This is a genomic window from Paenibacillus qinlingensis (genome assembly GCF_031455095.1).
Taxonomy (GTDB): domain Bacteria; phylum Bacillota; class Bacilli; order Paenibacillales; family NBRC-103111; genus Paenibacillus_E; species Paenibacillus_E qinlingensis_A.
Genome location: NZ_JAVDSB010000007.1, coordinates 136,997 through 157,469, shown reverse-complemented (window position 1 = coordinate 157,469; position 20,473 = coordinate 136,997). Strand labels below are relative to the sequence as shown.

Genomic DNA, 20,473 nt, shown 5'->3' with positions numbered 1-20,473 from the left:
GAATTTGTAGAAATTAATAAGATGGACATAAACTAAGCAGTTTATTTACAGATATGTGTGACAGAGATGATGATGAGGTGGAAGAATTGGACGTTAAAGAATGGTATATGGAGTATAAGATTCACAAGAACCGTCCTGGGTTATTAGGAGATATAGCTTCATTAATGGGGATGCTGGATATTAACATCGTAACGATTAATGGGGTTGAAGATCGTACACGTGGTATGTTGTTGCAAACGAATGATGAAGAAAAAATTGATTTAATGGGTAAAATGTTGAGAAAAGTAGATAATATTACTATTACTGCTTTGAGACCCCCTAAATTAGTTGACATACTAGCTGTTCGTCATGGCAGATACATTGAACGCGATTCCGATGATCGTAAGACGTTTCGGTTTACGCGAGACGAGTTAGGCTTATTAGTTGATTTTCTTGGTGAGATATTTAAGCGAGAGGGTAATCAAGTTGTAGGACTGCGTGGTATGCCTCGTGTTGGCAAAACGGAGTCAATTATCGCCGGCAGTGTATGCGCGAATAAGCGTTGGACCTTCGTATCTTCCACACTCCTAAGACAAACAGTTCGCAGCCAGCTTTCTGAGGATGAAATGGCCCCAAACAATGTATATATCATTGATGGGATTGTTTCGACGATTCGTTCCAATGAAAAGCATTACAGCCTCTTACAAGAAATTATGGGTCTCCCTTCAACAAAGGTTATTGAGCATCCAGACATCTTTATTCGTGAATCGGAATACACCTATAATCACTTTGATTATATTATTGAGCTTCGGAATAGTCCGGATGAAGAAATTAACTATGATTCATTTACGTACACGTCCGAACCTTTTTAGCATTACAAACGTCAATAACAGGATTCATAATTCCGTCGGGGAGGTGACCATATGTCTGACTTAGGCTATATTTTGCGCAAAACACGTCTGGAAAAAAAGATATCGCTGGATGATCTTCAGGAAGTAACCAAGATCCGCAAACGCTATCTTGAAGCGATAGAAGAAGGAAACTACAAGGTATTGCCTGGAAGCTTTTATGTGAGAGCTTTTATCAAAAGCTATGCGGAAGCCTTGGGACTTGATCCGAATGAAGTTCTGAATATGTATCAGTCGACGCTTCCAGCCCCTACGATTGAGAAGCCTGTTGTCGAAGCGATTCGTAAGAATAGATCAAGTGTTCGTAATACAGAAAAGATGAGCCGCTGGGCATCCAGCCTTATGTTTGTCTGTTTTATTTTGCTTATTTTCGGGATCGTTTACTACTATACGTACAAGAATTATAAGGGAACGCCAGCGGATGAGAAGCCAGCCCAAACGCAATCGCCACGCATTACTGATTCGACGAATCCTTCGCCGAGCACATCTATGAATGCAACGGGGGATGGCAAAGCAACGGCTATCGCAACGCCAACGCCTACCCCAGCTCCAACACCAACACCTGCAGTTCAAGTGAAATTCAGCGCTACGGAAAAGGGTGTAGATAACTACATTATTTCTGGAACGGGTAATTTAAAGATCGAATTTAAGATCACTGGATCTTGTTGGATCGCTGTAAATGCTTTAACGCCTGAGGGTGAAAAGGGAGCTTTGCTGCGGCAGAAGCTGTATAACGCTGGCGACACGGATACATTTGATTTAGCAAGTTCAGCTTACTTGAATGTTGGCGCAGCTAGCGCGTTGCAGCTCATGGTCAATGGCACACTCGTTCCTGTTGGAGATACGCCGAATCCGAAGCGGGTTCAACTCAACTTGCAAAAAAGCTAGCAATTTGGCAGTTCCTGCGCTTTCCCGGGTAATTAAAATAGCTAGTAAGGGAAATATTCAAAGCCATTGGCGGCTGGATATTTCCTTTTTTATGTGTTCTTGCTATAATGCTAATGTAATTTGATGGAAGGGATGTTGGGATGTAGATGAGTTCAGAGAGTTCGTTTGATATTGTATCCAAAGTAGATATGCAAGAACTAAATAATGCGATTCAACAAGCGGAGAAAGAGATGTTAACCCGTTTTGACTTTAAAGGCAGTAAAAGCAGCATTAAACTAGACAAAGATCAGCTTGTTGTCACTTCGGATGATGAGTTTAAGCTTCAGAACGTCCTCGATATTATGCATGCGAAAATGACGAAGCGCGGAATCTCAATCAAGAATCTAGAGTATTCCAAGGTGGAGCCAGCCGCTGGTCAAACGGTCAGACAGAAAATCAGCATGAAGCAAGGCGTCGATCAAGAGAATTCCAAGAAAATTAACATATTGATTCGTGATTCCAAATTGAAGGTGAAAACTCAAATTCAAGGTGATCAAATCCGCGTAACTGGCAAGAGTCGTGACGATTTACAGGCCGTTATTGCTTTACTTCGGAAAGCAGATATTCCCTTAGATTTGCAGTTTGTGAATATGAAATAAGCTGGAAAATAAGGTTCATGTACGAAAAACCCTCTGGATGCAGGGGGTTTTTACATTTTGACACCCCATTAGGCTTGTATTATACTGGTAGGGAGTGTTTTTTAGGACTATTGGAGGTTGTTTCTTTCATGACAGAAAAGGTTAAAGTAGTAACTCTCGGATGCGAGAAGAATCTAGTCGATTCCGAGATTATGTCAGGTTTAATTCATGGCCGTGGTTTTCACCTTGTTGATAATAAGGAAGATGCTACAGTCATTATCGTGAACACTTGCGGGTTCATTGATGCGGCGAAGGAAGAATCCGTAAATACAATTTTGGATATGGCAGAGCTGAAACAAACAGCGAATCTTAAGGCGCTTATCGTTTCGGGCTGTTTAACACAACGATACAAGAAGCAGTTGATGGAAGAAATGCCTGAGATTGATGGCATCGTGGGTACGGGCGATTTTGATAAAATTAATCACATTGTAGATGAAGCGCTCAGAGGGAAGAAACCGGTTCTAGTCGGGAATCCGGTATTTAACTATGACGCTGATCTTCCTAGATTGATGACAACACCTCGTTATACGGCCTACGTGAAAATTGCCGAAGGCTGCGATAACGCTTGTACATTCTGCTCTATTCCAATTATGCGTGGTGCTTTTAAAAGTAGAAGCATGGAATCGGTCGTCGCAGAAGTTGCTAACCTTGCAGCTCAAGGCGTTAAGGAAATTAGCTTAATTGCGCAAGATTCCACAAACTATGGAACAGATATCTATGATAGCTTCATGCTTCCTACCTTGCTTAACAAAGTAAGTGAAGTTGAAGGTATCGAGTGGGTGCGTCTGCACTATGCATATCCAGGTTTCTTCAGCGATGAACTGATTGAAGTGATGGCAACGAATCCAAAAGTGTGCAAGTACATTGATATGCCTCTACAACATAGTGAAGATTCTATTCTTAAACGTATGCGCAGACCAGGTCGTCAGAAGGATACACGCGAACTCGTTCGTAAAATTCGTGAATCTATTCCGGATGTTGCATTACGTACGTCATTAATTGTTGGTTTCCCAGGTGAAACTGAACAAGATTTTGAGAACTTGAAACAATTCGTGCGCGATGTTCAGTTCGATCGTCTAGGTGTATTTGCTTACTCCAAGGAAGATGATACTCCAGCAGCAAGACTGCCGGATCAAGTGCCGGACGATGTGAAAGAATACCGTGCTAATGCGATTATGGAAATTCAACGTGAAATTTCTAATATCCGTGGCGGTCGCCGAATTGGTCAAGAAATTGACGTACTTATCGAAAGATACGATGGTAGAAGTGACGTTTACATCGGTCGTTCGCAATTTGACGCGCCTGAAATTGATGGTGAAGTATTCGTATCGAATGCGAAATTGAATATTGGTGAACTTGCGAAGGTTCGTATTACCCACTCCTATGAGTTTGACTTATCCGGGGAGGTAATTGCATGAACTTAGCTAACCGCATCACCGTAGCGAGAATTTTATTAGTACCTATTATCATGTTCTTTTTGTTGATTAAGGTAAAATTTCCTCAGATACGGATAGAGGAGTTTAGCATAACGTATAATCAAATTATTGCTGCTTTAATTTTTATTATTGCTGCGAGTACAGATAGCTTAGATGGTTACATTGCTAGGAAACGTAATCTTGTCACGAATTTGGGCAAATTGCTGGATCCTTTGGCAGACAAGCTGCTTGTTACCGCTGTACTTGTTTCATTAGTAGAAATGGATAAAGTTGATGCATGGATTGTTATTGTCATTATTAGCAGAGAATGGGCAGTAACTGGACTTCGTCAAATTGCCCTCTTAGAGGGTACTGTCATGGCGGCCAGCAAATGGGGTAAGGCGAAGACGGCGGCTCAGATTACAGCCATCATTGCACTGCTAATTAATAATTTTCCATTTACGTTTCTAGACTTTCCCTTTGATGTAATAGCGAGTTGGGCTGCAGCAATTATTACTGTTTATTCAGGTGTGGAATATTTCGTCAAAAATAAACATGTCATCGATTTTTCAGAAAAATCATAATACAAACTACCTCTACATGCGGTCGTTCGGAAACGAGCGATTACGTTAGAGGTTTTCTCAATTTAAGGAGGCTCCAGTCGATGAAAGCTGAAATCATTGCAGTAGGAACAGAGTTACTTCTTGGGCAAATCGTGAATACAAATGCGCAGTTCTTATCCAGAGAATGTGCGGCACGAGGGATTGATATTTATTTTCAAACCGTTGTTGGGGATAATGAGCAGCGTTTGTTGGCAAGCCTTCAACTAGCTGCATCACGAGCTGATGTGGTGATATGTACAGGTGGTTTAGGGCCAACGCAAGATGATTTAACCAAGGATGTACTCGCGTCATTTACAGGGCGGAAATTGGTGCTACACGAGCCATCAATGGACGCTATCACTGCGATGTTTACTTCAAGAGGGATACATATGGTAGAGAGCAATCGTCGACAAGCCCTTATGCTTGAAGGCAGTGACCCATTGCAAAATGATACAGGATTGGCAGTTGGTAATGCTCTTACCTTCAATGGAACACATTTCGTGCTATTACCTGGACCTCCCAAGGAAATGAAGCCAATGTTTATGAATTATGCGGTGCCTTGGCTTCAAAGTTTAATGACGGATGAAGTGCCGTTGTATTCTAAAATGCTGAAGTTTGCAGGAATCGGGGAGTCTAACCTAGAGCATCAACTTTTGGATTTGATTCAAGCGCAGTCAGACCCAACGATTGCCCCATATGCCAAAGAAGGGGAAGTCACGATTCGTTTGACGACGCGTGCACATTCCGCTGCTGAAGGCGAGGAGAAATTAAAAGCGACTGAGGAAGAAATTAAACGTCGACTAGGTGAATATCTCTATGCGGATCAGGACGTTCCCATTGAAACTATTGTTTTGCAGTTACTAGCAGAGAGTAAGCAAACATTGGCAGTAGCCGAGAGTTGTACGGGGGGGTTGCTTAGTGATCTCATCACCGCGGTTCCAGGCAGCTCAACATCTTTCTTAGGCGGTATTATCGTATATTCAAATGCTTTAAAACATAAACTACTCGATGTTCCGATGGAAGTTCTGGAGGGGGAAGGCGCTCCAGGAGCTGTCAGCAGCGAAACAGCAGTCATTTTAGCCGAACAACTGCTTGTTAGGACTGGTAGTGACTTTGGCATCTCGGTGACCGGTGTGGCGGGTCCTAGTCCGTCTGAAGGGAAGCCAGTAGGTCTTGTCTATGTTGGATTGGCTCAAAAGGATGCGAAGACAGAAGTCTTTACTCTCCAATTGTCTGGAAATCGCGAGTTTATCAAACAAAGAGCCGCTAAGCGTGCTCTCTATCAATTATGGAAACAGTTGAAAGAAAACTAAAAATCCTCTATAATTAGAAATAGTTGACGGAAGAACCGTAGCAAAGCGATAACTTTGTTACGGTTTTTTGTTTGTTCGCAAAAAAACGAATGTATGTTCGAAAAAATGCTTGGCAAACATGCCAAAACAAGTTATCATATACCTATAATGATAGAAGGAAGTGGTCGTTTTGTCAGATCGTCGTGCCGCACTTGATAACGCATTACGTCAAATTGAGAAACAGTTCGGAAAAGGCTCCATCATGAAACTTGGAGAATCAACTCACATGCAAGTTGAAACGATCTCTTCAGGCGCGCTTGCCTTGGATATCGCACTTGGAATAGGTGGATTCCCACGTGGTAGAATTATTGAAGTATACGGACCAGAGTCATCTGGTAAAACAACGGTAGCTCTACATGCAATCGCAGAAGTACAAAAAGTAGGTGGACAAGCTGCCTTTATCGATGCAGAACATGCGTTGGATCCTTCCTATGCAAGCAAGCTTGGTATTAATATAGATGAGTTACTTCTTTCCCAGCCAGATACAGGGGAGCAAGCACTTGAGATCGCTGAAGCGCTAGTTCGAAGCGGCGCGGTAGATATTATTGTTATTGACTCCGTTGCAGCATTAGTTCCTAAAGCGGAGATTGAAGGCGACATGGGGGATTCTCACGTAGGTCTTCAAGCACGCTTGATGTCACAAGCACTGCGTAAACTTTCTGGTGCCATCAATAAATCTAAGGTTATTGCCATTTTCATCAACCAATTGCGTGAAAAAGTTGGCGTTATGTTCGGTAACCCTGAGACAACTCCGGGTGGTCGTGCATTGAAATTCTACTCATCCGTTCGTTTGGATGTTCGTCGTATTGAAACGATCAAACAAGGCAATGACATGGTGGGTAACCGTACAAGAATTAAGGTCGTTAAGAATAAAGTAGCTCCTCCATTTAAGCAAGCCGAAGTGGATATCATGTACGGCGAAGGTATCTCACGTGAAGGCAGTATTATTGATATCGGGACAGAACTAGATATCGTAAATAAGAGCGGCGCTTGGTATTCCTACGAGGGTGAACGTCTTGGTCAAGGTCGTGAGAACGCGAAGCAATTCTTGAAAGATAACAAAGCGATCTCAGAAACGATTGAACTGAGAATTAGAGAAAACAGCAACTTGATTAAAGTGGTTGGTCCGAACACGGATGAAGAGGAAGATGAGTTGGAAACAGCTTTTGAATAGGTTTGAAATATAGGATTGAAGAAGCACCTTAACCTTGTGTTGGGGTGCTTTTTGTCCATTTGGGAGATTGTTGATATGAAGCACGAAGAGGAAGAATTACAGGTGATCACGAAGGTCGAAAAACAAAAACAAGGTAGGCATCGTTATAATATTTATCTGAATGAGGAATACGCTTTTTCTGTTCATGAAGATATTCTGATTAAGCACCGCTTGAACAAAGGTGAATCCCTCTATCAGCAAGCGATAGAAGCCATTATTTTAGATGAAGAGCGAAATTTGGCCTATGTGAAGGCACTCCATATGGTTGGCAGACGTCCGCATTCCCTCTCAGAGGTGAAACGCAAATTGAAAGAAAAGGGTTTTGAAGCGCCTATTATCGAATGGGCGAGTGACAAACTTGTTGAAAATAAATACATCAATGACGAAGAATTCGCAAAGATGTGGACAGATAACCGAGTGGTTGCTCAACGTAAAGGTCGTAATTTAATTCGACAAGAATTACAACAAAAAGGAATTCATCAAGATGTCGTCAAAAGTACGATGGAGTCCATTAATCCGGACGATGAATACGATGGAGCTCTAAAAATAGCGAGGACGAAGTGGAAGCAAACCTCAGGTAAATTGATGGATAGAAAGCGTAAGACTGGCGCATTTCTAATGCGAAGGGGCTATACGGGTTCTATAGTTACGAAGGTTTTGGGGTTGATTAGCAATGAAACAGATGATGAAAAAATGGATTATATAGAAGATGAGTTTTATGAAGATTAATGGCATTAATTAATTCGATTATTACTTAATGACATTAATTAATAATTTGGTGGATTTTGGGTCTAAATAATCAACTCTTGGACATTCGCTTGACAAGCTTCTTCGACAAAAGATAAAATAACAGTGTATATTTTCATAATGTATTCAAAATCATACTAATTTCATTGATTTTGAGAGAGCAGCTGTAAAAACCGCCAATTTTTACGCTGTTGATTATGGATTATTAGCACTATAGTGCCCTAACGCACTGTGCGCATTCATTTAAAAGCCATACTCTTACTTGATGAAGGGTATGTATGACTAGTCAAACAATTGAATCGGATTAAAAAACCGAAGGTACCCCAGGCTAACACCTTGGAGAAACCAACGAGGAGGTGAACAAGATGACTGCCATCTGGATCGCGATCATTCTCGTTGTTGGAGCTGCATGCTTAGGGATTGGTTATTTTATCCGTAAATCTCTTGCAGAAGCGAAAATTTCCAGTGCTGAAACAGCCGCTGAGCAGATAAGAGAATCTGCCAAAAAGGAAGCAGAAGCACTGAAAAAAGAAACGGTTCTGGAAGCAAAGGACGAAGTCCACAAACTAAGGTCCGAAGCTGAAAAAGACATTCGTGAACGTCGGAATGAAATTCAACGACAAGAAAGACGATTGTTGCAAAAAGAGGAATCGCTGGATAAAAAATTAGAGTCTCTCGAGCGTAAAGAAGAGTTAGTAGCCAACAAAGAGAAGCGAATCGAGGATACACAAACCCAAATTGATCAGTTGTATAAAAGCCAAGTTTCCGAATTGGAACGAATTTCTGGTCTTACAATGGAAGAAGCGAAGAGTATTATTCTTACAAATGTAGAGCAAGAAGTTCGCCATGAAACAGCACAACTTATCAAAGAGATCGAACAACAAGCCAAAGAAGAGGGCGATAAGAAAGCGCGTGAGATCATCACACTTGCTATTCAGCGTTGTGCTGCAGACCACGTAGCTGAGACTACGGTATCCGTTGTCTCGTTGCCGAATGAAGAAATGAAAGGCCGTATTATCGGTCGTGAAGGTAGAAATATCCGTGCTTTGGAAACATTGACTGGTATTGATCTCATCATTGATGATACACCTGAAGCAGTAATCTTATCAGGATTTGACCCAATCCGTCGTGAAATTGCTCGCACATCACTTGAGAAACTTGTGGCGGATGGACGTATTCATCCTGCACGTATCGAAGAGATGGTTGAGAAGTCCCGCAAAGAAGTGGACGAACGTATCCGCGAATATGGGGAGCAAGCGACGTTTGAGGTTGGGGTACACGGATTGCATCCTGACTTGATCAAAATTTTGGGGCGCCTGAAGTTCAGAACAAGTTACGGTCAAAACGTGTTGAAACATTCCATGGAAGTAGCGTATCTGGCTGGTTTAATGGCCGGAGAGCTCGGGGTAGACGTAACTTTGGCGAAACGTGCCGGGCTGCTTCATGACATTGGTAAAGCATTAGACCATGAAGTTGAAGGGTCTCACGTCGAAATCGGTGTTGAGATTGGGAAGAAATACAAAGAGCATCCAATCGTTATTAACAGTATCGCTTCACATCACGGTGACGTGGAGGCAACCTCTGTTATTGCCATGCTAGTCGGTGCTGCAGACGCATTGTCAGCAGCGAGACCAGGTGCTCGTAGAGAAACGCTAGAAACGTATATCAAGCGTCTTGAGAAGCTGGAAGAGATTTCAGAATCATTTGAAGGTGTTGAGAAATCATACGCCATTCAAGCAGGTCGCGAAGTTCGTGTCATGGTGCAGCCAGAGAAAGTGGATGACACTGAAGCGTTCCGTTTAGCCCGTGATATTACGAAGAAAATCGAGGGTGAACTCGATTATCCAGGACATATTAAGGTTACGGTCATTCGTGAGACAAGAGCAGTTGAATACGCTAAATAAGAATTAGATGCGAAAAGTGGCTATTATAGCCACTTTTCCTTATTTTCAAGGCTGAATAAAGATCATCATCAAGGTAACTTAAACTTGGGAGCATTCGGTCATATAAAGGAGCTAGTTTTACGTTATGAAAATTGTATTTATTGGTGACATCGTTGGTTCTGTTGGAAGAAAAGCTTTGAAAAATATCATGCCAAGATTAAAGCAATTACATCCCCATGCGGTGTTCATTGCTAACGGGGAGAATGCTGCCGCGGGCAAAGGAATTACAGCAGCCATTGCGAAAGAAATCTATGAAATGGGCATTCAGGCGATTACAATGGGTAATCACACTTGGGATCAAAAGGAAATCTTCGATTTTATTGATAGAGACGATAAAATGGTTCGTCCTGCGAACTTCCCGCCTGGGACTCCTGGTAAGGGGCATACCGTAATCAAAGTGAAGGATCAAGAACTTCTTATTATTAATTTACAAGGACGAACATTCTTGCCACCTATTGATTGTCCATTCCGCAAAGTGGATGAAATTTTGGAAGGCGATAAGAAAAAACATAAATTTGTATTTGTTGATTTTCACGCGGAAGCGACTTCGGAAAAAATCGCTATGGGATGGCATTTGGATGGCAAGGTGTCTGCGGTCGTAGGGACGCATACACACGTACAAACGAATGATAACCGAGTATTACCTCAAGGAACAGCTTATGTGACGGATGTGGGGATGGTAGGGCCTCGTGATGGCATTCTTGGGGTAGAACGTAATGCTGTGCTCCAGAAGTTCAAAACACAGCTTCCTGTTCGTTTCATTACGGATGAGGGGAAATGGCATTTCCATGCAGTTGTCATTGAATTAAACGATCAGACAGGACTGGCGAAGGGCATTAATTTGATTCGCTATGATGAAGATCAAGTATTCATGGACTAATTACTAGCTGGAATGTGGCATCAGTAATAATGGGGGAAGTAGCATGTTTAGTCAACCTTGCGAATAAGATGGGTATTGGAAGCTATCCATCATTTCCGAGGAGGTACTATTCATGGATGTGTTAAAAGTTTCAGCAAAATCCAATCCAAACTCCGTAGCAGGTGCATTGGCAGGCGTATTGCGTGAGCGTGGAGCCGCTGAGCTTCAAGCGATAGGTGCAGGCGCATTGAACCAAGCCATCAAAGCAGTAGCTATCGCAAGAGGATTTGTGGCGCCTAGTGGAGTCGACTTAATATGTGTACCAGCCTTCACGGATATCGTTATTGATGGGGAGGACCGGACAGCTATTAAATTGATTGTCGAGCCTCGGTAGACGGTAAGGCAACTGTATAAGTGTTGACTTTCATGACTGACAACCAGTTCAAACGAAATGTTATCACAGTACCTATGAAACCTCTGTATAGAGGTTTTTGTGCTGTCTAGATACTTAATTTTGATGTGGAGAGGTGAGAATAGGATGAAAATTGTAGATGGACATTGTGATGCATTAACAAAATTATATCAGCAAACGAAGCTTGACTTTAATCAGGATGTGTTAGAGCTGGATGTAAGCTTTCCGAAGTTGCAGAAGGCGGGTGTAAAGGTGCAATTTTTTGCGATCTATCTCTCAGAATCCATCCCTAACCCAAGTTTTGATCATATCTTACAAATGATAGATATCTTTCATCAGAAGGTGACAAGCCATCCTCAAATGAGATTCATCCAATCCGCTTCGGATTGGTTAGCTATCGAGCAGACCGAGGAGATAGGTGCCGTCTTGACATTAGAAGGGATGGATGCACTCGCTGGCAATTTTACATACTTACATATTCTTTATCATTTAGGCGTTCGCTGTGCTGGAGTCACATGGAACTACGCGAATTGGGCAGCTGACGGCATCATGGAGCAGCGAAAAGGTGGATTTACAAAAAAAGGGAAGCTCATGTTAAAAGAAATCGAAAGTATGGGTATAATAGTCGATGTGTCCCATCTTTCTGTTGCAGGATTCTGGGAGCTCGTTGAGTTGTACAAGAAACCGTTTATAGCTTCACACTCAAACGCTTATCATCTATGTCCTCATCCAAGAAATTTATCAGATGATCAAATCAAAACTATCATACAATGTAAAGGATTGATGGGTATAACCTTCGTTCCTTACTTTCTGGATAACGCCAAATCGACAGTGCAGATTTCTTCGATACTGAAACATATCGATCATATCTGTGCATTAGGCGGAGAGTCCCATGTCGGGTTTGGCTCTGATTTTGATGGAATCGAACAGTGGGTAAAAGATTTAAGACATGTTGGAGATTACGGAAATATTATAGAAGCTTTGTGTAAAAACTATACGGAGTCGCAGGTGGAGGCGTTTTTGTATGGAAATTGGCGGAATTTCATGTTACGTAACCTTCCGAAATGAATAATTAAGAATCGATCTAATATTGATATGGATACAATCTAAAAACTCTATCTTTTAGAAACGCTGAAACCTCTTGCAATTTACTCTGTAAAGGCATAGAATTTGGATGACAAGTGAAAGAATTTTTTTATTGAACATCTTAAATTACTAAACAATCAGCTTATCAAATTTTCTTCACGCAGCTACAATCAAAAGGAGTGGACGTACGGTGATTAGTCAGTTATCTTGGAAAATCGGAGGTCAGCAGGGTGAAGGGGTCGAAAGTACAGACCGCATTTTCTCTACTGCATTGAACCGTCTCGGTTACTATTTGTATGGGTACCGTCATTTCTCTTCACGGATTAAGGGGGGACATACAAATAACAAGATTCGCATCAGCACCAAACCGATTCGCGCAATTTCAGACGATTTAGATATTCTTGTTGCTTTTGACCAAGAAAGTATCGATTTCAACGCACACGAACTTCGCGACAATGGTGTTATCGTTGCGGATGCTAAATTTAACCCTGTTTTACCTGAAGGAATTAAAGCTAGATTGTTCCCAGTGCCGATTACTGCAATCGCAGAGGAATTAGGAACGTCCCTATTTAAGAACATGGCCGCGTCAGGCGCTTCATGGGCTCTACTTGGCCTGCCGATTGACGTGTTTAATAAAGCTGTTGAAGAAGAGTTTGGCCGTAAAGGCGCAGCTGTTGTTGAGAAGAACATTGAGGCAGTTCGTAAAGGTGCGGAATCCGTACTAGAACTTGCTGGCGGCCCAATCGCTGACTTCCAACTTGAGCCTGCTGACGGACAACAAAAATTGTTCATGATCGGTAATGATGCGATGGCACTTGGAGCTGTTGCCGCAGGTTGCCGCTTCATGCCTGCTTACCCAATTACACCAGCATCCGAAGTTATGGAATACTTGCAAAAAGTACTTCCTAAAATGGGTGGTACAGTTATTCAAACCGAAGATGAGATTGCTGCAGTAACTATGGCAATTGGTGCTAACTACGCTGGCGCTCGTGCATTGACTGCATCTGCAGGTCCTGGACTTTCCTTGATGATGGAAGCAATTGGTCTTGCCGGTATGACCGAACAGCCCGTTGTTATCATCGATACGCAACGTGGTGGTCCAAGTACAGGACTTCCAACTAAACAAGAACAATCTGACTTGAACGCAATGGTTTACGGTACTCACGGTGAGATCCCGAAAATCGTTCTTTCCCCAAGTACGATTGAAGAGTGTTTCTACGATACAATTGAAGCTTTCAACCTTGCTGAGAAATATCAAGTTCCAGTTATTCTTATGACAGATCTTCAACTATCGCTAGGTAAGCAATCCGCAGAAATGTTAGATTATAATCGCATTGTCATTGACCGCGGAGCACTAGTTACTGAAGCTCCTGAACAAGAACCTAACCAACTGTTCAAACGTTATGAATTCACTGAGAATGGTGTATCACCTCGTGTGATCCCAGGCGTTAAAAACGGTATTCACCATGTTACAGGTGTAGAGCATGACCAAACGGGTCGTCCTTCTGAAAGCACTGAGAACCGCCAACGTATGATGGATAAGCGTCTTGAGAAGTTGAAACACATTCAAGTGACAGATGCAATTAAAGCTGATGCTCCTCACGAAAATCCAGACCTTCTTATTATTGGTATGGGTTCAACAGGTGGAACAATTGACGAAGCTAGACGTCGCGTTGATTTGGAAGGCATCAAAACGAATCATGCAACTGTACGTTTGATTCATCCGTTTCCTGCTGAACAACTGCGTCCGCTTATTGAAAAAGCGAAGCAAGTTATCGTAGTAGAGAATAACGCTACAGGTCAATTGGCTGATCAAATTAAATTGCATGTTGGCCACGCAGATAAAATTAAGAACGTACTTAAATACAACGGTAATCCTTTCTTACCTGCAGAAATTGAACAAAAATGTAAGGAGTTGACTTTAGCATGGCAACATTAAAAGACTTTCGTAACAATGTAAAGCCTAACTGGTGTCCAGGTTGCGGAGATTTCTCCGTACAAGCGGCAATTCAACGTGCTTCAGCTAACGTTGGCTTGGAGCCAGAAAACTTAGCAATCGTTTCAGGTATCGGATGTTCCGGACGTATCTCTGGTTACATCAATGCATACGGATTCCACGGTATTCACGGAAGATCCCTGCCTATCGCACAAGGCGTGAAAATGGCTAACCGCGATTTGACAGTTATTGCTTCAGGTGGAGACGGAGACGGCTTTGCAATTGGTATGGGACACACTGTTCATGCTATTCGTCGTAACATTGATGTTACTTACATTGTAATGGATAACCAAATCTACGGTTTGACAAAAGGTCAAGCATCCCCGCGTAGTGCGGAAGGTTTCAAAACGAAATCTGTTCCATCAGGAACTGTCGAGTCTGCTATCTCACCACTAGAAATCGCAATGGCAGCTGGTGCTTCCTTCGTAGCTCAATCCTTTTCCAGTAACTTAAAACAGTTAACTGCTGTTATCGAAGCTGGTTTGAACCACAAAGGTTTCTCTTTGATCAACGTATTCAGTCCATGTGTAACTTTCAACAAAGTAAACACCTATGACTGGTTCAAAGAGAACATCGTAGATTTGGACGAAATTCCAGACTATGATTACACGAACCGTGTTATGGCGATGACGAAAATCATGGAAACAAACTCCATGCTTACAGGTATCATCTACCAAAACAAAGAGAAGAAGAGTTATGAAGATTCTCTTCCTTTATTTGCTAAAGAAGGTCTTTCGAAACAAGATCTTAAGCTTTCCGAAGCTGACTTCAGTAAATTGCTTACTGAGTTCAAATAAACAATTTCCGACGAAGGCATACGGTGAAATTCCGTATGTCTTTTTTGTTGAGCGGCAATACTGACATTTATGACGTGATGAGAGGAAGTTTAAACCATGCTCCTAATTCCTATTGGAGTTTCAGCAAGACACATACACTTGTCTAAAACGGATTTAGCAACACTCTTTGGCGAAGGATATGAGCTTTCTGTATTCAAAGATCTTTCACAGCCAGGGCAGTACGCGGCGCAAGAAACGGTTGCGATTGTAGGTCCTAAAGGACAATTCGATAAAGTTAGGATTCTAGGTCCCGTACGTCCGCAAACACAAATTGAAGTTTCACGCACAGATGCATTCTCCTTAGGGATTCATCCACCGGTACGTGAATCCGGGCACATTGATGATACACCTGGCTTGCGTGTAATTGGCCCCAAAGGCGAAGTTACTTTAGAAAAGGGCGTTATCGTAGCTGCAAGACATATCCATTTCCATACTTCCGATGCGAAGCAGTGGGGAATTCAGGATAAACAGCTCCTTCGAGTGAAATTACGTGGTGAACGTCCCTTGATTTTTGAAGATGTGATTGCACGTGTATCGGACCAATTTGCATTGGATATGCATATCGATACGGATGAAGGAAATGCAGCAGGCGTTAAAACAGGGGATGAAGCAGAACTACTTCTTTAAAGATTAGCGTCATTAATCATTAGCTAGATTAATCATTTGAATGAAGCTAATTTACAAACATCCTTATGACAGACATGTGTAAGGATGTTTTTTATTTGATTTTTTCCTAGGAAATTACGTTCTGATGTAAGAATTGCAAGATTTCGAGTTTTTTCGACGAAAGATATAGTGGCTGTATGTAAATCATGGTAAGATAGTTGTCTACAGAACCTATGACTCCTGTGGTTTGTTATTACTATTGCCTATAGTTAGGAGACACTTTCTTGGAAACAATCTCTAGTACGTATCACGTTCCACTCGTCATCTTCTCCATTCTTATCGCCATTTTAGCCTCATTTGCTGCGTTGGATCTTGGCATTCGAATTCATAAGGCCAAAGGTTCTGCGAGACAAGCTTGGTTAGCTGGTGGAGCTTTTGCCATGGGCATGGGCATTTGGTCGATGCATTTTGTTGCCATGTTAGCATTTCATTTGCCAATAGCTGTCACCTATCAACTGTCTACCGTCATTTATTCGATAATACCCGCGTTATTTGCATCTTGGTTAGCGCTACACATTATCAGCCGGCCTATTATGCACAAATCACACGTGTTTATCGGGGCAACATTTATTGCTACTGGTATTGTTTCTATGCATTATATTGGCATGGAAGCCATGGTAATGGGCGCTACAATTGTCTATAATCCCTTTTTATGGGTGCTCTCAGCCGTTATTGCCTACGTTGTTTCACTGGTAGCACTTCTGTTACTTTTCTCTATTAAGCAGAATGCAAGTTCCCCGCGAATCCTATTAAAAAAATTAGGAAGTTCCTTGGTGATGGGTGTAGCAATTTGTGGTATGCACTATACAGGGATGGCGGCTGCAACTTTCAAGCATGAACATGCACATACAGTTACAGATCTTACATTCAATACGTCCTTATTAGCGTATCTTATAGGCTTTGGTGTTTTGTTCATTCTTGGGCTAGCCTTTATCAGCACGTTTATTGATAAACGTTTCGAGTCTCAACTATTGATGTCGGAGAAAAGATTTCGCTCTGTCGTAGAATCAGCTCATGATGCCATTATTTTGGCGGATGACAATGGAACAATCATTTCATGGAATAAAGGAGCATCCCTTATTTTTGGTTACGAGGAAGGGGAGCTTATTGGTGAAAAGCTGCGAACTATTTTTCCAAATCGCTACTTAGCTATTCATCAAGAACGGTTGGAGAAGCTTCTAACTACGCAAGATCCCAATGAGCTAGGGCGAACGCATGAGTTGCAAGGGTTAAGAAAAGATCAATCGGAGCTGCCAGTTGAGCTTTCTCTTGCCGTTTGGAAAGAAGAAGGCAGCACGTATTTCAGCTGTATCATTCGAGATATTTCAGAAAGAAAAAGAACTGAAGAGAAAATTAATCAGATGGTATATCGAGATCCCCTAACGGGTCTACCGAATCGTCTACTATTGAATGACCGTCTTGAACTTGCCTTAGATCAAGCTTATGAGAATCAACAAATCATTGGTATTATGTTTATTGATCTGGATCGATTTAAGTATATTAATGACACACTCGGTCATGCCATGGGCGATAAATTACTGATTGATGTAGCGAAACGATTTGAGGCTAACATCGGTAAAGGAGATACGGTATCGCGTCAGGGTGGCGATGAATTTATTGTTCTTTGGGCGAACACGACCACAGATGAAATGATAAAGAATGCGACCAAAATGGTTCGTATTTTCTCAGAATCGTTTAACATCCTTGAACATGAATTATTTGTTACTCCTTCAATCGGAATTAGCTTATATCCATCGGATGGTGGAGATATTGAGACATTAATCAAGAATGCAGATACAGCGATGTATCGGGTGAAAGAACATGGTAAGAATAACTTCCAGTTTTACACACCAGAAATGAACGAGACTGTGACCAAAAAAATGCAGATGGAAATCGGACTGCGCAAAGCTTTGGAGCGAAATGAGTTTAATGTGTATTACCAGCCGCAAATTGACGTGAATTCGGGCAAGATTATCGGTGTGGAAGCACTAATTCGATGGCAACATCCAGAGTGGGGGCCTATATCACCGACAGAATTCATTCCTTTAGCAGAAGAAACTGGATTAATCATTCCAATTGGTGAATGGGTGCTCAATGAGGCTTGTCGTCAAAATAAAGATTGGCAGGATCAAGGTTTTGCTCCTCTCCGTATGGCCGTTAACATCTCATCTAGGCAATTTAAGCAAAGTAATTTAATAGATATCGTGAGTAAAGCGTTAGACGAGTCTGGGCTAAATCCCGAATACTTAGAACTTGAGCTGACGGAAAGTATTATTCAAGATTCCAAGTATGCGATAGAAACGATGCACGAACTTAAACTAATGGGTATCTTTTTATCGATTGATGATTTCGGTACGGGTTATTCTTCCTTAAATTATCTGAAACTTTTCCCAATCGACAGCTTAAAGATCGATCAATCGTTTACTCGAAATATGTTTGATGATATCAAGGATGCTGCACTCGTACATACGATTATTTCAATGGCACATAATTTGGATTTGAAGGTAATTGCAGAAGGCGTAGAGACGAAGGAACAGCTGCAATTTTTATCACAGCGTGAATGCAATGAAGCGCAAGGCTACTTATTTAGTCGGCCGGTTCCCGCTAAAGAGATGACGAGTATTATTAAGCAACAATATACGTATGGGTAATCCAATTTAATGCCTCCTCTATTGAGGAGGTTTTTCTATTCTGCGTGTTATGGAACCCATATGGATATACAGGTAGCTTTTGTGCTATAATTTGATATTGGGTTAATACAATTAAGAGCTATATTTATAGATAAAGGGAAGTGAGTTCATCATGTCAAAGGAGAACCAAAATACATCGGACTTAAAATCCGACAAGGTTAAGGATTACTCCAAATACTTTGACTTCTCGGATGCGAAAGTGTTAAGCCAAGAAGAGGGTAAAACAACGTATCGAATTAAAGGTCGGAATATCCAAATCAATTCTGCACCCAATTATAAGGATGAGAAGCAACGTGGTAAAGAGGACATTCAGGTTCATTACGATTTCGCAATTCCGGAAGATATGCAGCAGTTTGGAGCGGATAAATTTTATCTGATCACTACTTATGGTTGTCAAATGAATGAGCATGACACCGAAGTGATGAAGGGTCTTTTCGAACAAATGGGCTATACAGCCACAGAAGACAAGCAGCTAGCAGATGTCATTTTACTGAATACATGTGCGATTCGGGAGAATGCCGAGGATAAAGTGTTCGGTGAGCTTGGACATTTGAAAACATTGAAAGCACAGAAGCCAGGTTTGATTCTTGGGGTATGCGGATGTATGTCGCAAGAAGAATCGGTTGTTAATCGTATCATGCAAAAACATGCTTTTGTTGATATGATTTTCGGTACACATAATATTCATCGTTTGCCAAGCCTTTTGAAGGATGCCTATTTCGATAAAGAAATGGTTGTAGAAGTATGGTCCAAAGAAGGCGATATCGTTGAAAATCTCCCCAAAAAACGGGAAGGTATCCGTGCTTGGGTTAACATTATGTACGGTTGTGATAAGTTCTGTACGTACTGTATTGTTCCATATACACGTGGTAAAGAGCGAAGCCGTAGACCGCAGGATGTTTTGGCAGAAGTCAGTGATTTGGCTCGTCAAGGCTTTCAGGAAATTACGCTTCTTGGACAGAATGTCAATGCTTATGGCAAAGACTTTGAAGATATAACGTACACTTTCGCTGATTTAATGGACGATATTCGCAAGATTGATGTTCCACGTATTCGTTTCACGACTTCGCATCCGCGCGATTTCGATGACCGCTTGATTGAGGTGCTTGGCAAACGAGGCAATCTCGTTGAGCATATCCATTTACCTGTACAAGCGGGAAATACCGAAGTGTTGAAACGGATGAGCAGGAAGTATTCGCGAGATCATTATTTGCAGCTTGCAGGTAAAATTAAAGCGACAATGCCGGATGTCGTGTTAACTACGGATATTATCGTTGGTTTCCCCGGTGAGACGGATGAGCAGTTCGAGGATACGATGACATTGTACGAGGAAGTTGGCTTTGATTTTGCATTTACGTTCATTTATTCGCCTCGCGTAGGGACACCAGCCGCTGAGATGGAAGATAACGTTCCCATGGAAGTGAAGAAACAACGATTATACCGTTTGAATGAGTTGGTTAATAAATTAAGTAAGGACAGTAATGAGCGCTTGTTAAATCAAATTGTTGAGGTCTTGGTTGAAGGTGAGAGTAAGACCAATAGCGATGTGCTTGCTGGTCGTACTAGAACGAATAAGCTTATCCATTTCACAGGAGATCCTTCCTTAATTGGTCAAATCATTGATGTGAAAGTGACTCATGCACAAACGTGGATTCTGAAAGGTGAAATTGTACAAAAGCCTCTTCAAATTTCCGTCTAAAATTTCGATCAGGATAATAGGAGCGTGTTAAGAAATGTCCCAATGTGATCATGCACATAATGATAATCAGCCTCATGCATTTCAAGTTGAGGAGTTTACGAATACAGAAATGATCGTTCGTGAAGATATTTTGGCAAAAGCGAAGGAGTTAGCTGCTTTGCTGACAACTTCTAATGAAGTTCAGTTCTATCAAAAAGCGGAGAAGCAAATCGCTACAAATCCGGATATCCAAGGGTTAATCAGTTCGATTAAGAAAAAGCAAAAAGAGATTGTTGCTTTCGAAACGTTCCAAAACAAGAAAATGGTGGAAAAAATCGAGGGTGAAATCGAAGTTCTTCAAGACGAATTAGACGGCATTCCGATTGTGAATGAGTTTAAACAAACGCAAGAGGATATTAACTATTTGCTTCAACTGGTTATGTCAGTCGTCAGAGACACGATTTCGGATAAAATTAATGTTGAAGCTGGCGCGGCGGAAGCACCGACTTCTTGTGACTAAGTTTGC

The 20,473-nt window shown here is 41.7% G+C and carries 18 protein-coding genes; all 18 read left to right on the top strand.

Annotated features, from left to right (window positions below):
- Positions 1–107 precede the first annotated feature (107 nt).
- Positions 108–851, top strand: a complete 744-nt coding sequence (locus J2736_RS19470) for a DUF3388 domain-containing protein (protein ID WP_397341162.1) — start codon at positions 108–110, stop codon at positions 849–851.
- Between the two features lie 51 nt (positions 852–902).
- Complete coding sequence (locus J2736_RS19465; protein ID WP_310500258.1) at positions 903–1,775, top strand: helix-turn-helix domain-containing protein; 873 nt, start codon at positions 903–905, stop codon at positions 1,773–1,775.
- 146 nt (positions 1,776–1,921) lie between these two features.
- Positions 1,922–2,413, top strand: coding sequence for a YajQ family cyclic di-GMP-binding protein (locus J2736_RS19460; protein ID WP_310500257.1), 492 nt, complete (start codon positions 1,922–1,924; stop codon positions 2,411–2,413).
- 128 nt (positions 2,414–2,541) lie between these two features.
- Positions 2,542–3,870, top strand: coding sequence for a 30S ribosomal protein S12 methylthiotransferase RimO (gene rimO, locus J2736_RS19455; RefSeq protein WP_310500256.1), 1,329 nt, complete (start codon positions 2,542–2,544; stop codon positions 3,868–3,870).
- Positions 3,867–4,451, top strand: coding sequence for a CDP-diacylglycerol--glycerol-3-phosphate 3-phosphatidyltransferase (pgsA, locus tag J2736_RS19450; protein WP_056625118.1), 585 nt, complete (start codon positions 3,867–3,869; stop codon positions 4,449–4,451). The genes rimO and pgsA overlap by 4 nt, the downstream gene beginning before the upstream one ends.
- 80 nt (positions 4,452–4,531) lie before the next feature.
- On the top strand, positions 4,532–5,782 hold the full coding sequence (locus tag J2736_RS19445; protein WP_310500255.1) for a competence/damage-inducible protein A: 1,251 nt from the start codon (positions 4,532–4,534) through the stop codon (positions 5,780–5,782).
- Between the two features lie 169 nt (positions 5,783–5,951).
- Positions 5,952–6,995 carry a recombinase RecA gene (recA, locus tag J2736_RS19440; protein WP_068662518.1) on the top strand — a complete coding sequence of 348 codons (1,044 nt, stop codon included), beginning with the start codon at positions 5,952–5,954 and terminating at the stop codon, positions 6,993–6,995.
- A gap of 75 nt (positions 6,996–7,070) precedes the next feature.
- Entirely contained in the window at positions 7,071–7,763 is a 693-nt protein-coding gene (locus J2736_RS19435) for a regulatory protein RecX (RefSeq protein ID WP_310500254.1), read from the top strand.
- Between the two features lie 383 nt (positions 7,764–8,146).
- Positions 8,147–9,685, top strand: coding sequence for a ribonuclease Y (gene rny, locus J2736_RS19430; RefSeq protein WP_028558347.1), 1,539 nt, complete (start codon positions 8,147–8,149; stop codon positions 9,683–9,685).
- Positions 9,686–9,809: 124 nt separating this feature from the next.
- Complete coding sequence (locus J2736_RS19425) at positions 9,810–10,604, top strand: TIGR00282 family metallophosphoesterase (protein ID WP_310500253.1); 795 nt, start codon at positions 9,810–9,812, stop codon at positions 10,602–10,604.
- A gap of 112 nt (positions 10,605–10,716) precedes the next feature.
- The gene (locus J2736_RS19420; RefSeq protein ID WP_028558349.1) at positions 10,717–10,977 is read left to right on the top strand and encodes a stage V sporulation protein S; all 261 of its coding nucleotides are present in this window, start codon (positions 10,717–10,719) and stop codon (positions 10,975–10,977) included.
- 144 nt (positions 10,978–11,121) lie between these two features.
- The gene (locus J2736_RS19415) at positions 11,122–12,063 is read left to right on the top strand and encodes a dipeptidase (RefSeq protein WP_310500252.1); all 942 of its coding nucleotides are present in this window, start codon (positions 11,122–11,124) and stop codon (positions 12,061–12,063) included.
- A 208-nt stretch (positions 12,064–12,271) separates the two neighbouring features.
- Entirely contained in the window at positions 12,272–14,020 is a 1,749-nt protein-coding gene (locus J2736_RS19410) for a 2-oxoacid:acceptor oxidoreductase subunit alpha (RefSeq protein WP_310500251.1), read from the top strand.
- Positions 14,008–14,874 (top strand): 2-oxoacid:ferredoxin oxidoreductase subunit beta, encoded by an 867-nt coding sequence (locus J2736_RS19405; protein WP_310500250.1) that lies wholly within the window; start codon positions 14,008–14,010, stop codon positions 14,872–14,874. The genes J2736_RS19410 and J2736_RS19405 overlap by 13 nt, the downstream gene beginning before the upstream one ends.
- 96 nt (positions 14,875–14,970) lie before the next feature.
- The gene (gene pduL / locus J2736_RS19400) at positions 14,971–15,540 is read left to right on the top strand and encodes a phosphate propanoyltransferase (RefSeq protein WP_310500249.1); all 570 of its coding nucleotides are present in this window, start codon (positions 14,971–14,973) and stop codon (positions 15,538–15,540) included.
- Between the two features lie 263 nt (positions 15,541–15,803).
- The gene (locus J2736_RS19395; protein ID WP_310500248.1) at positions 15,804–18,230 is read left to right on the top strand and encodes an EAL domain-containing protein; all 2,427 of its coding nucleotides are present in this window, start codon (positions 15,804–15,806) and stop codon (positions 18,228–18,230) included.
- A 151-nt stretch (positions 18,231–18,381) separates the two neighbouring features.
- On the top strand, positions 18,382–19,968 hold the full coding sequence (miaB, locus tag J2736_RS19390; RefSeq protein ID WP_310500247.1) for a tRNA (N6-isopentenyl adenosine(37)-C2)-methylthiotransferase MiaB: 1,587 nt from the start codon (positions 18,382–18,384) through the stop codon (positions 19,966–19,968).
- A gap of 34 nt (positions 19,969–20,002) precedes the next feature.
- The gene (locus J2736_RS19385; RefSeq protein ID WP_310500246.1) at positions 20,003–20,467 is read left to right on the top strand and encodes a YlbF/YmcA family competence regulator; all 465 of its coding nucleotides are present in this window, start codon (positions 20,003–20,005) and stop codon (positions 20,465–20,467) included.
- Positions 20,468–20,473 lie beyond the last annotated feature (6 nt).